We start from the raw sequence: 13,969 nt of genomic DNA on the forward strand, positions 1-13,969 counted from the left end.
CTCTTGACCCACCTTTCGAAGGATTTACCGGATGTTGCCGCGCTTTCCTGCCGTCACCCGTAGCCTGTCCCTGGCCGCCCTGCTGGTAGCAGGCCCCGCTGCTGCGCTGGAGTTGCCACTGCCACCACCCGGTGAAGACATCATCGGCCAGGTGCATGTGATCAAGGCAAAGTACGAGGACACGTTCGCCGATATCGGCACTGCCAACGACCTCGGCTATCTGGAAATGATCGCCGCCAACCCGGGCGTGGACCCGTGGTTGCCAGGTGCCGGCACCGAGATCATCCTGCCGACCCGCTACATCCTGCCGCCTGGCCCGCGTGAGGGCATCGTCATCAACCTGGCCGAATACCGTATGTACTACTTCCCGAAAGGGCAGAACGTGGTGCATACATTCCCGCTGGGCATCGGTCGTGAAGGCTGGGGTTCGCCGATCGCCAATACCAAGATCACCGCCAAGACGCCAAACCCGACCTGGACCCCGCCAGCGTCCATCCGTGCCGAGCACGCGGCTGACGGCGACATCCTGCCGAGCGTGGTGCCGGCCGGCCCGGACAACCCGCTGGGGCCGTTCAAGTTCACCCTCGGCGTGCCGGGCTACCTGATCCACGGTTCGAACAAGAAGTTCGGCATTGGCATGCGTACCAGCCACGGTTGCTTCCGCATGCTCAACAACAACGTGCTGGAACTGTCGAAGATGGTGCCGGTGGGTACGCCGGTGCGCATCATCAACGAGCCCTACAAGTTCGGTATCAGTGGTGGCAAGGTCTATCTGGAGGCGCACACGCCGCTGGACGACCAGGGTAATCCGTCGGTGGTCGATAAACACACTGCTGTTATCAATGCCTTGCTCAAGCGAGAAGACCTGGCCAATAACCTACGCATGAACTGGGACATGGTGCGTGATGTGGTGGCCGCGGAAGATGGCATGCCGGTGGAAATTGCCGTACCGACCGAAAACCAGGGTGGTGCGCCGATGGTTTCGAGCATTCCGCCCGAACTGCAGTAAGGTAATTGCGACACACCCGGGCCTGCCTTAGTGCAGGCCTTTTCGTTTCTGCCTGGCGCGTTTGCCTTGTGCGCAGGCAATAAAAAAGCCGACCCACAAGTGGGTCGGCTTCATAACAATCCGTGAGGATTATTACTTGCGGCTGGCTTTGTCCAGCATACGCAGAGCGCGCTCGTTGGCTTCGTCAGCGGTCTGCTGAGCCTTCTGAGCGGCTGCCAGTGCGTCGTCAGCCTTACGGTAGGCTTCGTCAGCACGAGCTTGAGCGCGAGCTGCTGCGTCTTCAGTCGCAGTCAGACGAGCTTCGGTTTCTTTGGATACGCTGCTGCAACCGGTAGCCAGAACTGCGGCCAGAGCCAGAGCAGAGAATTTCAGAACGTTGTTCATCGTGTTCCCCTTCAAGGACTTTCTATTAAATAGCCATCTCTCGGAAAAGAGAAACTGGCCGGCGTACATAGTACCCATTACTTGTAGTAAGTAAACTGACTAAGCGCAAGAACTGCAAAAAAAATGTTGCTTGACGCCTTTCCGACAAGATTTGCGACACGCCCGTGAAAAAAACGTGCAGGCTTCGCAAGCGACTGTGGTACAGGAACTTTTTTGTTGAACTAAGGGTGACTCTAACTGTCTGCCAGCGTCTTAAGCCCTAGTACATCCGGTTGCAGCAGGGCGCGCCGTCAAGAATGGCATTTGGCCGCATTTTCGCCATTTTTAACCGCCACCACCTTGAGCAATCCCGCCTGCGACGCCTACTATCTTGTGAGTGCCAGAAGATCCGAACGATTGCAATCGTCCAGTGGTCGAAGTGGGCAACAGGTGGCGTAGAGGATTCTGTGCCGGATAAACCACCATCGGTTAAGGTATGGGTCTGCCGAGAAGACCTGCGAGGAGTAGTGATGAGCGAAGCGCTGACCATCCATCATGACCAGGCCGGTCATCAGTTCGAGACCAGCGTGGACGGTCATCGTGCCTATCTGACGTACATGGACCTGGGCAAGCAGACGCTGGACATCTATCGCACCTTCGTACCCAACGCCCTGCGCGGCCGCGGGATTGCTGCCGCCCTGACCGAGCGGGCCCTGGAGTATGCTGAGCAGATGGGCTACACGGTGATTCCGTCCTGCTCGTACGTGGAGCGCTACATGGAGCGCCAGCAAAGGCATTCGAGCAAGGTCTGATTCTGAAAAAAAACGGGGCCGCTTCGCGTCCCATCGCGACACAAGGCCGTTCCTACAGGAAATCGCATAACCCTGTAGGAGCGGCCTTGTGTCGCGATGGGGGGCGAAGCGGCCCCGCTCTTTTATTGCATCAGCCGCGCTTACGCTGCGGCAGCACATCCTTCAGCTTGGCACGCATGCTGCGCAGGGTCTTCTCGGTAGCCGACCAGTCGATGCAGGCATCGGTAATCGACACGCCATATTGCAGCTCGTCCAGGTTCTTCGGAATCGACTGGCAGCCCCAGTTCAGGTGGCTCTCGACCATCAGGCCGATGATCGACTGGTTGCCTTCGAGGATCTGATTGGCGACGTTCTCCATCACCAGTGGTTGCAGGGCCGGGTCCTTGTTGGAGTTGGCGTGGCTGCAGTCGACCATGATATTGGCCTTGATCTTGGCCTTGGCCAGGTCCTGTTCGCAGAGGGCGACGCTGACCGAGTCGTAGTTCGGCTTGCCGTTGCCGCCGCGCAGTACCACGTGGCCGTACGGGTTGCCCTTGGTGGTGACGATCGACACGCCGCCTTCCTGGTTGATGCCGAGGAAGCGGTGCGGCTTGGATACCGACTGCAGGGCGTTGATGGCAACGGTCAGGCCGCCGTCTGTGCCGTTCTTGAAACCGACTGCCGAGGAGAGGCCCGAAGCCATCTCGCGGTGGGTCTGCGATTCGGTGGTACGGGCGCCGATGGCCGACCAGCTGATCAGGTCCTGCAGGTACTGCGGAGAAATCGGATCGAGCGCTTCGGTGGCGGTCGGCAGGCCCATTTCGGCCAGGTCCAGCAGCAGCTTGCGGCCGATGTGCAGGCCATCCTGGATCTTGAACGAGTCATCCAGGTACGGGTCGTTGATCAGGCCTTTCCAGCCGACGGTGGTACGCGGTTTTTCGAAATACACGCGCATGACCAGGTACAGTGTGTCGGACACTTCCTCGGCCAGCACTTTCAGGCGCTCGGCGTACTCGTGGGCGGCCTTGATGTCGTGGATCGAGCAAGGGCCGACCACGACGAACAGGCGATGGTCCTTGCCGTCGAGAATATTGCGCACCACTTCACGGCCGGCAGTCACGGTCTGCAGGGCCTTGGCGCTGAGGGGGATTTCCTTCTTGAGCTGATCGGGTGTGATCAGGGTCTCGTTGGAGGCAACGTTCAAGTCATCGATCGGTAAATCAGCCATCGTGTTACTCGTCAGGTCACGGGTGCCGGCCGCCAACTATCCCCGTGCGGCCCAGCAGCAAGAATAATCGCAGCGGGGAGCCGAACCTTAGCGCGTTACAGGTGGCGCGACAATGGGCTGGGCCCAGTCCGTGTGGGGTTTTTCCGAGATGGCAGGTGTTTGCCGAGCATGGGCTGCCCAGCGCCGCGCAACCTGTGTAAAAAGAGGGCTGACATTTACCAGGAGATCGGCATGCATCCGCACACACCACGTATCGGCATCATCGGCAGTGGCGCCATCGGCGGCTTCTATGGGTTGATGCTGGCCCGGGCCGGCTTCGATGTGCATTTTCTTTTGCGCAGCGAGTACGAGGTTGTCCGCAAGCAGGGGTTGACCCTGGAAAGTGCCGAGCATGGCAAACTGCAGACAAAGGTGCAGGCCTATTCCAGTGCCGCCGGCATGCCGCCCTGCGACTGGCTGCTGGTGGGTGCCAAGGCCACCAGCAATGACCAGTTGGCGCCGCTGATCGTGCAGGCGGCTGCACCGGGCGCCAAGGTGGTGCTGTTGCAGAATGGTCTGGGCGTGGAGGAGCAGTTGCGTCCGGCCTTGCGCAGCGACATGCACCTGCTCGGCGGCCTGTGTTTCATCTGCGTCAACCGCCAGGCGCCCGGCGTGATTCGCCACCAGGCCCTGGGCGCGGTCAACCTCGGCTACCACAGCGGGCCGGCAAACGATGGCGGTGCCGCGCTGGTCAATGAGGGTGCTGAGCTGTTCCGGGCTGCGGGCATCGACTCGCAGGCCATGCCCGACCTGGCCCAGGCACGCTGGCAGAAGCTGGTATGGAATGTGCCCTATAACGGCCTGTCGGTGCTGCTCGGAGCCAGCACCACGCCGTTGATGGCCGACAGTAATGGCCGTGCCCTGATCCAGGCCTTGATGGCGGAGGTAGTACAAGGCGCGGCGGCATGTGGCCATGTGTTGCCCGAGGGATATGCCGAGCACCTGTTCCAGGTGACCGAGCGCATGCCCGACTACTGGCCCAGCATGTACCACGACCATGTCCACAAGCGCCCGCTGGAGCTGCAGGCCATCTATGCCGAGCCGTTGGCACAGGCGCGTGCGGCAGGCTGCCACTTGCCGCGTATGGAGATGTTGTACCAGGCGTTGGCTTTCATCGACCGGGGCGAACAGCCCCGCTGAGGGTGGCTCTGGCCCCGTCGGGGCGCTCCAGCCCGCATCGGCAGCGCGCCGGACGGCAAAGCGTGCGTCCGGCGCGCTGCTAAGCTGAAGCTTGCTCTGCCGCAGCGGCAGTCGAGGAGGTCGAATGATCCACTCCATGCTGTATGCCACCGACCTCGGTGTCTACGCCCCTTTTGTCATGCAACACGCGCTGGCGCTGGCGCGCACATTTGGCGCCGAGTTGTATGTGATCCATGCGGTGGAGCCCATGGGCCAGTTCGCTGAATCTCTCCTGCAGAGCTACCTCGATGAACAGACGCTCGACCAGTTGCACAGCCAGGGGGTGAATACGGTGATGGCCAATATCGAGCAGCGTGTGCTGGAAAACTTTCGCGACGAACTTGGCGAGGAGGCTGACCTGGCAGTGATCAAGGCAGTGCGGGTACGCCAGGGCGACCCAGCGCAGGTGATCCTCGACCAGGCACAGCGGCTGAGCGTCGATCTGCTGATTTTCGGTAGCCACAGTGCCGGCGCCGGCGTGGATGTGCCATTGGGGCGTACGGCGGTACGGCTGCTGCAGCTGTCGCCGGTACCGGTATACATGGTGCCGCTGGCGCAGCATTTGGGGCGTAGGAAAGCATGAAGATGGCCGTAGGCCATTTCGGGGTGGTATGTAACAAAATAGTTCTAGATTTATTTCCAGAACCACTAATATAGTTATATATCGTCGCCGCCTGCTGCCGCGGACTCATCGCTGAACCGAGGGAAACCTATGAAGCTTCAACAACTGCGCTACATCTGGGAAGTGGCGCACCATGACCTCAACGTCTCCGCGACGGCGCAGAGCCTGTATACCTCCCAGCCAGGTATCAGCAAGCAGATCCGCCTGCTCGAGGATGAGCTGGGTGTTGAAGTCTTTGCCCGCAGCGGCAAGCACCTGACCCGCGTTACCCCGGCGGGTGAGCGCATCATCAATACCGCCGGCGAAATCCTGCGCAAGGTCGAAAGCATCAAGCAGATTGCCCAGGAGTTCTCCAACGAGAAGAAAGGCACGCTGTCCATCGCCACCACCCACACCCAGGCGCGTTATGCCTTGCCGCCGGTGATCAGCAATTTCATCAAGCAGTACCCGGAAGTGTCCTTGCACATGCACCAGGGTTCGCCCATGCAGATTGCCGAAATGGCTGCGGACGGTACGGTCGACTTTGCCATCGCCACCGAGGCGCTGGAGCTGTTCGGCGACCTGATCATGATGCCGTGCTACAAGTGGAATCGCTGCGTGGTAGTGCCGCAGGGCCATCCGTTGACCAAGCTGCCAAAGCTTACCCTGGAAGCGGTCGCCGAATACCCGATCGTTACCTATGTGTTCGGTTTCACCGGGCGTTCGAAGCTGGACGAAGCGTTCAACCACCGCGGCCTCACGCCGAAAGTGGTGTTTACCGCGGCTGACGCCGACGTGATCAAAACTTATGTGCGCCTGGGGCTGGGCGTGGGGATCGTCGCCAAGATGGCGGTGGACACCAAGCTCGACAGCGACCTGGTGGCCCTGGATGCCAGCGAGCTGTTCGAAGCCAGCATTACCAAGATCGGCTTCCGCCGCGGCACTTTCCTGCGTGGTTTCATGTGCGACTTCATTGAAAAGTTCGCCCCGCACCTGACCCGTGAAGTGATGGCCAAGGCCATCCAGTGCCACAACAAGCAGGAGCTGGAAGACCTGTTCGAAGGCGTCGAGCTGCCGGTGCACTGATCTAGAATCGTACGGGGCCGCTTTGCGGCCCAATCGCCGGCAAGCCAGCTCCCACAGGATTACCATTGCCTGAAGGCTTGTGATGTTCCTGTGGGAGCTGGCTTGCCGGCGATTGGGGCGCGAAGCGGCCCCAGCTGTGTTATGCCTTGCTGATCAGGTTGCCCGCGTGCAACCCGCATTCCTTCTGCGTCGACTCTTCCCACCACCAGCGCCCTTCGCGCTCATGCTGGTTTGGCAGCACCGGGCGGGTGCAGGGCTCGCAGCCGATGCTGATGAAGCCGCGCTCGTGCAGGCTGTTGTACGGCAGCTCCAGCATGCGGATATAACCCCACACCTCCTCGCTGGTCATCTGCGCCAGTGGGTTGAACTTGTACAGGGTGCGTTCGGGCGTGGAGAACGCGCTGTCGATTTCCACTGCGGCCACCTGGCTGCGGGTGCCCGGGCTCTGGTCGCGGCGCTGGCCGGTGGCCCAGGCGCTAACGGTGGCCAGCTTGCGGCGCAGCGGCTCGATCTTGCGGATGCCGCAGCACTCGCCGTGGCCGTCCTTGTAGAAGCTGAACAGGCCCTTTTCCTTGACGAACGGGTCGAGCTTGGCGCGGTCGGGGCTGAGGATTTCGATTGGCAGGTCGTACTGCTCGCGGACCTGGTCGATGAACCGGTAAGTCTCCGGGTGCAGGCGGCCGGTATCGAGGCTGAACACCTTGACCTGCTTGTTCAGCTTCCAGGCCATGTCCACCAGCACCACGTCCTCGGCGCCGCTGAAGGAGATCCACAGGTCATCACCGAAGTGCTCGAAGGCAAGCTTGAGGATGTCCTGCGGGGACTTGTTGGCATAGGTCGCGGCCAGGGCGGCGACGTCGAAGGGTTGGCTCATCAGGCGGTTTCCATCTTGGCTGTGGCGCTGTGCGCTCGTAGTGAGGTGATGGTAACAAAAAATGCCGGGTTAGGCGGGCTTGGAGTCGGTGGCGCCTGCGCCCACAGGTACAGCGCACATCTGCCAGTTGTGGGAGCGGGCGAGCCCGCGAAGCAGGCGCCGCCGATCACAAGCCCTGCAAGGTCTCCATCAACACCCGCACCTTGGCAATCGACTCTTCATATTCGGCCTGCCACTCGGAGTCGGCCACCACCGCGCCGCCGCCCCAGCAACTGACCTGCCCACCCTTGACCAGCAGGCTGCGAATGGCAATCGAGCTGTCCATCTCGCCGCGCACATCCACGTAGAGCAGTGAGCCGCAGTACAGCGCCCGGCGTGCCGGCTCCAGTTCATCGATGATCTGCATGGCGCGGATCTTCGGCGCGCCGGTGATCGAACCGCCGGGGAAGCTGTCGCCGATCAGGTCCAGGGCATCCTTGTCGCTGGCCAACTGGCCGGTGATGCTGCTGACCAGGTGGTGCACGTTGGGGTAGCTCTCCAGGCTGAACAGCTCCGGCACCTTCACCGAGCCGATCTCGCAGGTACGCCCCAGGTCGTTGCGCAGCAGGTCGACGATCATCAGGTTTTCCGAGCGATCCTTGGGGCTGTGCAGCAGCTCCTCGGCATTGCGCATGTCTTCTGCCGGGTTGCTGGCGCGCGGGCGGGTGCCCTTGATCGGCCGGGTTTCCACCTGGCGCTGGCTGACGCGGATGAAGCGTTCGGGCGAAAAGCTCAGCAGGGCGCTGCCGTCGGCCAGTTGCTGGTAGCCGGAGAAGGGGGTGGGGCAGGCTTTGCGCAGGGCCTGGTAAGCGTGCCACGGGTCGCCCTGGCAGGGCGCGCGGAAGCGCTGGGTAAGGTTGATCTGGTAGCAGTCGCCGGCCTGGATGTAGCGCTGCACCTGGTCAAAGGCGGCCTTGTACTGCTCGGGCTGCAGGTCGCCGGCCATCGGCGCGAGTAGCTGGAAGCTGCCGCTTTCCGCGTTGTCGACACCTTCGAACAGGGCGGTCAGGCGTTCCCGTTCGCTGCCCGGAAGGCTCGGGTGGAACACCAGTTGGCTGGTCGCGCACTGGTGGTCGGTCACCAGCGCCCAGGCATACAGGCCCAGTTGCGCGTCTGGCAGGCCAAGGTCGTCCACGGCCAGGCTGGGCAGGTGTTCCAGGCGGCGGCCGAAGTCATAGCTCAGGTAGCCGATCAGGCCGCCAGCAAACGGCAGCTCGCTGCCTGCGGGCAACTGCGCATGGCCCAGTCGTGCCAGGCCGGCGCGCAGGCGCTGGAGGAAGGTGCGGCCATCTTCGTCGGGCTGCGCTTGCAGGTGTTGCAGCGGCCAGGCGCTGAGCAGGTCGAAGCGCCCGCGTTCGGCGCCGGGGCGGGCGCTGTCCAGCAGGATGGCACCGGGGGCCTGGCGCAGGCGGGCGAAATAGGCGGCAGGGTCGGGCTGGTAGGGCAGGGGGTGGAGCGTACAGGTCGGCATCAGTGTGGACGGCGATGTAAAAGCGAGGAGGGCGATTGTAGACCTGTGCAGGAAATGCGCCTAGCGCTGGGCGCGACATTCAACATTGTGTTTGGCGCCGGGGGCTGCTTTGCAGCCCATTCGCAGCACAAGGCTGCTCCTACAGGAGATAGCGTAAACCTGTAGGAGCAGCCTTGTGCTGCGAATGGGCCGCAAAGCGGCCCCCCGGGTTGCTAGCGCGGATGCACGTGCCCGAACAAACCTTGCGATACCCGCACGCGCTGTTCGGCATCTTCGCTGATGCCATCCTTGGCCAGCGCTTCCAGGTGCGCCTCGATGGCGTGGGTGCGCTGGGTCAGGCCGCAGTCGTTGGCGATCTGGATGTTCAGGCCGGGGCGGGCGTTGAGCTCGAGAATCAGCGGCCCCTTGTCCTGGTCCAGCACCATGTCGACACCGATGTAGCCCAGGCCGCACAGCTCGTAGCAGCCGGCGGCCAGCTTCATGAAGCCATCCCAGTTCGGCAGTTGCACGCCATCCACCGCGTTGGTGGTGTCCGGGTGCTTGCTGATGATGTTGTTCAGCCAGGTGCCGCGCAAGGTCACGCCGGTAGCCAGGTCGACACCCACGCCGATGGCGCCCTGGTGCAGGTTGGCCTTGCCGCCGGACTGGCGGGTCGGCAGGCGCAGCATGGCCATCACCGGGTAGCCCATCAGCACGATGATGCGGATGTCCGGCACGCCCTCGTAGCTGATGCTCTTGAAGATCTGGTCGGGGGTGACCCGGTACTCGATCAGCGCACGGTCGCGGTGCCCGCCCAGCGAGTACAGGCCGGTGAGGATGCTCGAGATCTGGTGTTCGATCTCCTCGTGGCTGATGATCTTGCCCGATACCGTGCGGTAACGGTCCTCGAAGCGGTCGGCGATCACCAGGATGCCGTCACCGCCAGCACCCTGCGCCGGCTTGATGACGAAATCGTTGCGCCCGCCGATGATCTGGTCGAGCTTCTCGATCTCTTTCTCGGTCTCGATGATGCCGTACATTTCCGGCACATGGATGCCGGCCGCCAGGGCGCGCTCCTTGGTGATGATCTTGTCGTCGACGATCGGGTACAGGTGGCGCTTGTTGTACTTCAGCACGTAGTCCGCGTTGCGCCGGTTGATACCCATGATGCCCCGGGCCTCCAGGGCTTTCCACGTCTTGATCAGGCCAAACATCAGGCGTCAGCCTTCTTCAGGAATGCCTTGAAGCGCACGAGCTCGGTCAGGCGGTAGCCGCGGTAGCGACCCATTGCCAGCATGAAGCCCACCAGGATCAACAGCACGGCCGGGAAGGTGAACACGAAGTACACCAGCTCCGGCACCATCATCAACAGGTGCGCCAGGGAAGCGGCGAACAGGGTGCCGATGGCCACTTTCATGGCATGACCGCCGCCACGCTCTTCCCAGGTGATGGACAGGCGCTCGATAGTCATGGTCAGGATCACCATCGGGAACAGCGCTACCGACAGCCCGCGCTCCAGGCCCAGCTTGTGGCTGAACAGGCTGATGGCGGCAATCAGCACCACGACGAAGGTCAGGACCACAGACAGGCGTGGCAGCATCTGCAGCTTCAGGTGTTCCAGGTACGAGCGCAGCGACAGGCCCAGGGCGGTGATTACCGTGAACAGCACGATACCGAAGCCCAGCTGGGTCTCGCGGAAGGCCAGGGCGATCAGTACCGGGGTGAAGGTACCCAGGGTCTGCAGGCCGACCAGGTTGCGCAGCACCAGGATCACCAGCACACCGATCGGGATCATCACCATGATCATGAAGGTTTGCTGGGTCTGCAGCGGCAGGCCGTACAGCGAATATTCGAGGAAATCGGCGTCGGTATTCTCGTCGGTCAGCTTGGCCAGGCGGATGGCGTTCATCTCGCTGTTGTTCATGCTGAAGGTAACGTTGGCCTTCTTGCCGCCATCGACGGTGATCAGGTTGTCGTCACCGGTCCACCACAGCAGGCGATCGCTGGGCAGGCCCTGCTCGCCGGTGTCGGGGTTGAAGTACAGCCAGTCGGTGCCATTGAAGCTGCGCAGCCACAGTTCCGGGGTTTGCGGGGTGTCGGCCACCAGGCGAATGGTGTGCACCTTCTCCATCGGTACGTGGGCGATCGACAGCAGCAGGTCGATGACCTGGGCCTTCTTCATGGCCGAGGTGTCGCCGGCCAGCAGCAGCTTGACGTTGTCGTCGTTGAGGTTGTTGACCCGCTTGATGGTCTCGCTGACGAAGGTCTCGACGTCGGCCGAGTGCTGGCGAATCGGCGCCATCAGGGCCTCGGCGGCGATCTTTTCGGGGCCTTCCACTGCCAGGCTGTCACGGAAGGTCGGGCCTTTGACCGTGGTCTTCTCGTTGCTGTAGCGCTTGGTCAGCACCAGGCGGTAGTAGAGGGTCTGATTGCCGCTGGCGCGGCGGGCCGACCAGGTGACCTTGCGGTTGCCGTCGGCACGGTTGACGCTCACCCCATAGTTGTTGGAGATGAAGCTCTCGTTGAGGCTGACGTAATCGCGGTTCAGCGGTGGCACGAACATCTGCACCTTGACCGGGTCCTTGGTGCTGGCCACGAACTCGACCTTGGCGTCGATATTCCACAGGTCGTCGGTTTCATCCTCGGTTACCGGGATGCCGAGTACGAAGATCTGATAAGCCGTGACCGCCACGCCCAACAGCACCAGCACGGTGATCAGGACTTTCAGATGGAGGGTAAGAGAGCGCATCGGGATTACTCTGCTTTGGGAGCGTCGGTGGCACAGGCAGGTTTGCCGGCCGCGTATTTAAGGCTTGGGTCGACCAGCGCGTCGAAGTGCTTGAGCGCCTCGGAGCCGATCAGCAGCGGGAACTGGAAGGCGCTGCGGTCGGTGAGGTTGACTTCGATGGTGCGCATGGCCTGGCCCATGCAGATTTCAAGTTCGATGACCGGGCGCGCGGTGTAGGCCTTGCCCGATTCGGCATCATAGTCGCCGGCCCGGCGCTTGATCTTGCTTACGCGTGCCAGCGGGCGTTCGATGGGGTGCGAATGGGCGGCGTCGATGGCCAGGTAGAAGCGCACCCAGCTTTCGCCGTTGCGCTTGAAGCGCTTGATGTCGCGGGCGCTGAGCGACGCGGTCTTGGCGCCGGTGTCGAGCTTGGCGGCCACTTCCAGGTCCAGGTCGCCCAGGCGTGCATATTCGTTGAGACCGTACACGGTCTTGCCTGCGGCCTGGCCAAGGGCCGGCAGCAGGGTGAGGCAGAGCAGCAATAATGCGGGTGTAAGTCTCATATTCCTGGCGCGGTGCAGTGCAAGGTTCGGGGCTGTTTTCAAAGCCATGTTCAGAGCCGTGTTCAGGGCAAGGCGACTGGCAGCGACTGCGCAAGCTTCCTCGTTAATCTGTCAACAGCATGAATGGATGACAGACAGGCTATCCATACTCCATCGGAGGCGCGGCATTCTATCACGCCGGCGCCTTGACGCCAGCGGTGCGCGATCTGACAGCACCGGGCTGGCATTAGTTCGTTCTTAGACGATTGTCGACAATATTGATTTTGTCTTTGACTGCTTCGGTCTAATTCGCTAATTTCTGGCAAAGAGATTTTCAAGGTGTCGACAATATGCAGGACCTATCCACCCCCAGCCCGGTGCTGACAGACGAAACGGAAACCTTGTCCGAAAACGTCTTCCGGCGCATCCAGGCAGCTATCGTCAAGGGCGATATCGCCCCCGGCAGCAAGATTTCCGAGCCGGAGCTGGCGCGTACCTACGGCATCAGCCGCGGGCCGCTGCGCGAGGCCATTCACCGCCTCGAAGGCCAGCGCCTGCTGGTGCGCGTGCCGCATGTGGGGGCGCGGGTGGTGTCGCTCAACCACGCCGAACTGATCGAGCTGTACGAAATTCGCGAATCGCTGGAAGGCATGGCCTGCCGCCTTGCCGCCGAACGCATGAGCCAGGCCGACATCGACGAACTGCGCCGGGTGCTCGACACCCACGAGCGCGATGCCGCGTTCCAGGCCGGCCTGGGCTATTACCAGCAGGAAGGCGACTACGACTTCCATTACCGGATCATCCAGGGCAGCGGTAACCAGACCCTGGTCAAGATGCTCTGCGGCGAGCTGTACCAGCTGGTGCGCATGTACCGCATCCAGTTTTCCGCCACGCCGAACCGGCCACGCCAGGCCTTTGCCGAACACCACCGCATTCTCGATGCCATCGCCGACCGTGACGGCGAGCTGGCCGAACTCCTGATGCGCCGCCACATCGGCGCGTCCAAGCGCAATATCGAGCGTCACTATCTGGACGCCCACAACAACAGCCCACGAGGTGAGAAATGACTGTGAAGAGCACCCCCGGTCAGCGTTTCCGCGACGCCGTTGCCGCTGAACATCCGCTGCAGGTGGTTGGCGCCATCAATGCCAATCATGCCCTGCTGGCCAAGCGCGCCGGCTTCAAGGCCATCTACCTGTCCGGTGGCGGCGTCGCCGCCGGCTCGCTGGGCCTGCCAGACCTGGGCATCAGCGGCCTGGACGATGTACTCACCGATGTGCGCCGCATCACCGACGTGTGCGACCTGCCGCTGCTGGTGGATGTCGACACCGGCTTCGGCGCCTCTGCCTTCAACGTTGCCCGTACCGTGCGCTCGATGAGCAAGTTCGGCGCTGCCGCCATCCATATCGAGGACCAGGTTGGCGCCAAGCGCTGCGGCCACCGCCCGAACAAGGAAATCGTCAGCCAGCAGGAAATGGTCGACCGCATCAAGGCCGCAGTCGATGCCCGTACCGATGACAGCTTCGTGATCATGGCACGTACCGACGCCCTGGCCGTCGAGGGCCTGAACGCCGCCCTGGACCGCGCCGCCGCCTGCGTCGAGGCCGGTGCCGACATGATCTTCCCGGAAGCCATCACCGAACTGCAGATGTACAAGACCTTCGCCGACCGGGTGAAGGCACCGATCCTGGCCAACATCACCGAATTCGGCGCCACGCCGCTGTACACCACTGAAGAGCTGGCCTCGGTCGACGTGTCGCTGGTGCTGTACCCGTTGTCGGCGTTCCGCGCCATGAACAAGGCGGCCGAGAACGTGTACACCGCGCTGCGCCGCGACGGCACGCAGAAGAACGTGATCGACACCATGCAGACCCGCATGGAGCTCTACGATGCCATTGGTTACCACGCCTTCGAGCAGAGCCTCGATGCGTTGTTTGCCCAGAAAAAAGGTTGAGCCTGTGAGGGCCTCATCGCCGGCAAGCCGGCTCCCACAGGTACCGCACAAGGTTCGAGCCCTGTGCAAGACATTGTGGGAGCTGG

General features: G+C 62.3%; 14 protein-coding genes. 7 read left to right on the forward strand and 7 right to left on the reverse strand.

From position 1 onward, the window contains the following. Window positions 1-31 precede the first annotated feature (31 nt). Complete coding sequence (locus AC2T3R_RS09105; protein WP_003259779.1) at window positions 32-1,009, forward strand: L,D-transpeptidase family protein; 978 nt, start codon at window positions 32-34, stop codon at window positions 1,007-1,009. A gap of 132 nt (window positions 1,010-1,141) precedes the next feature. On the opposite strand, the gene oprI is transcribed toward AC2T3R_RS09105, so the two are convergent. Then, window positions 1,142-1,393: an outer membrane lipoprotei OprI gene (gene oprI / locus AC2T3R_RS09110; RefSeq protein WP_003259780.1), complete on the reverse strand. Its 252-nt coding sequence runs from the start codon at window positions 1,391-1,393 to the stop codon at window positions 1,142-1,144. Between the two features lie 509 nt (window positions 1,394-1,902). On the opposite strand from oprI, the gene AC2T3R_RS09115 reads away from it, so the two are divergent. Next, window positions 1,903-2,184: a GNAT family N-acetyltransferase gene (locus tag AC2T3R_RS09115; protein ID WP_003259781.1), complete on the forward strand. Its 282-nt coding sequence runs from the start codon at window positions 1,903-1,905 to the stop codon at window positions 2,182-2,184. A 130-nt stretch (window positions 2,185-2,314) separates the two neighbouring features. Here AC2T3R_RS09115 and AC2T3R_RS09120 read toward each other — a convergent pair whose 3' ends face one another. Then, the gene (locus tag AC2T3R_RS09120; RefSeq protein WP_013971901.1) at window positions 2,315-3,391 is read right to left on the reverse strand and encodes a 3-deoxy-7-phosphoheptulonate synthase; all 1,077 of its coding nucleotides are present in this window, start codon (window positions 3,389-3,391) and stop codon (window positions 2,315-2,317) included. A gap of 231 nt (window positions 3,392-3,622) precedes the next feature. Between AC2T3R_RS09120 and AC2T3R_RS09125 the strand changes: the two genes are divergently transcribed. The 3 genes from AC2T3R_RS09125 to cysB all read left to right on the forward strand — a co-directional run bounded on the left by AC2T3R_RS09125 (window position 3,623) and on the right by cysB (window position 6,296). After that, window positions 3,623-4,570: a putative 2-dehydropantoate 2-reductase gene (locus AC2T3R_RS09125; protein WP_085721243.1), complete on the forward strand. Its 948-nt coding sequence runs from the start codon at window positions 3,623-3,625 to the stop codon at window positions 4,568-4,570. 124 nt (window positions 4,571-4,694) lie between these two features. Continuing rightward, entirely contained in the window at window positions 4,695-5,192 is a 498-nt protein-coding gene (locus AC2T3R_RS09130) for a universal stress protein (RefSeq protein WP_015269711.1), read from the forward strand. Window positions 5,193-5,321: 129 nt separating this feature from the next. Then, window positions 5,322-6,296: an HTH-type transcriptional regulator CysB gene (cysB, locus tag AC2T3R_RS09135; protein WP_013971904.1), complete on the forward strand. Its 975-nt coding sequence runs from the start codon at window positions 5,322-5,324 to the stop codon at window positions 6,294-6,296. A gap of 139 nt (window positions 6,297-6,435) precedes the next feature. Here the strand turns inward: cysB and AC2T3R_RS09140 are convergent, their stop codons facing one another. From AC2T3R_RS09140 to rloA, 5 genes are all read right to left on the reverse strand, one after another. Then, window positions 6,436-7,170: a phosphoadenylyl-sulfate reductase gene (locus AC2T3R_RS09140; RefSeq protein ID WP_003259694.1), complete on the reverse strand. Its 735-nt coding sequence runs from the start codon at window positions 7,168-7,170 to the stop codon at window positions 6,436-6,438. Window positions 7,171-7,336: 166 nt separating this feature from the next. Further along, a complete protein-coding gene (gene pabB / locus AC2T3R_RS09145) occupies window positions 7,337-8,680 on the reverse strand; it encodes an aminodeoxychorismate synthase component I (RefSeq protein ID WP_410952173.1) in 1,344 nt (447 codons plus the stop codon). 212 nt (window positions 8,681-8,892) lie between these two features. Beyond that, entirely contained in the window at window positions 8,893-9,873 is a 981-nt protein-coding gene (locus tag AC2T3R_RS09150) for an alpha-L-glutamate ligase-like protein (RefSeq protein ID WP_013971907.1), read from the reverse strand. Next, the gene (gene rloB, locus AC2T3R_RS09155; RefSeq protein WP_013971908.1) at window positions 9,873-11,408 is read right to left on the reverse strand and encodes an osmotic stress tolerance membrane protein RloB; all 1,536 of its coding nucleotides are present in this window, start codon (window positions 11,406-11,408) and stop codon (window positions 9,873-9,875) included. Before rloB ends, AC2T3R_RS09150 begins: the two co-directional genes overlap by 1 nt. A gap of 5 nt (window positions 11,409-11,413) precedes the next feature. Then, on the reverse strand, window positions 11,414-11,950 hold the full coding sequence (gene rloA, locus AC2T3R_RS09160; RefSeq protein WP_025338438.1) for a retropepsin-like aspartic peptidase RloA: 537 nt from the start codon (window positions 11,948-11,950) through the stop codon (window positions 11,414-11,416). 329 nt (window positions 11,951-12,279) lie between these two features. Between rloA and AC2T3R_RS09165 the strand changes: the two genes are divergently transcribed. Both AC2T3R_RS09165 and prpB read left to right on the forward strand, forming a co-directional pair. Further along, window positions 12,280-12,996: a GntR family transcriptional regulator gene (locus AC2T3R_RS09165; RefSeq protein WP_013971909.1), complete on the forward strand. Its 717-nt coding sequence runs from the start codon at window positions 12,280-12,282 to the stop codon at window positions 12,994-12,996. Beyond that, window positions 12,993-13,883: a methylisocitrate lyase gene (gene prpB, locus AC2T3R_RS09170; protein WP_003259689.1), complete on the forward strand. Its 891-nt coding sequence runs from the start codon at window positions 12,993-12,995 to the stop codon at window positions 13,881-13,883. The genes AC2T3R_RS09165 and prpB overlap by 4 nt, the downstream gene beginning before the upstream one ends. The last annotated feature ends 86 nt before the right edge of the window (window positions 13,884-13,969 follow it).

This window comes from Pseudomonas sp. PVC-5-1 (assembly GCF_057444345.1).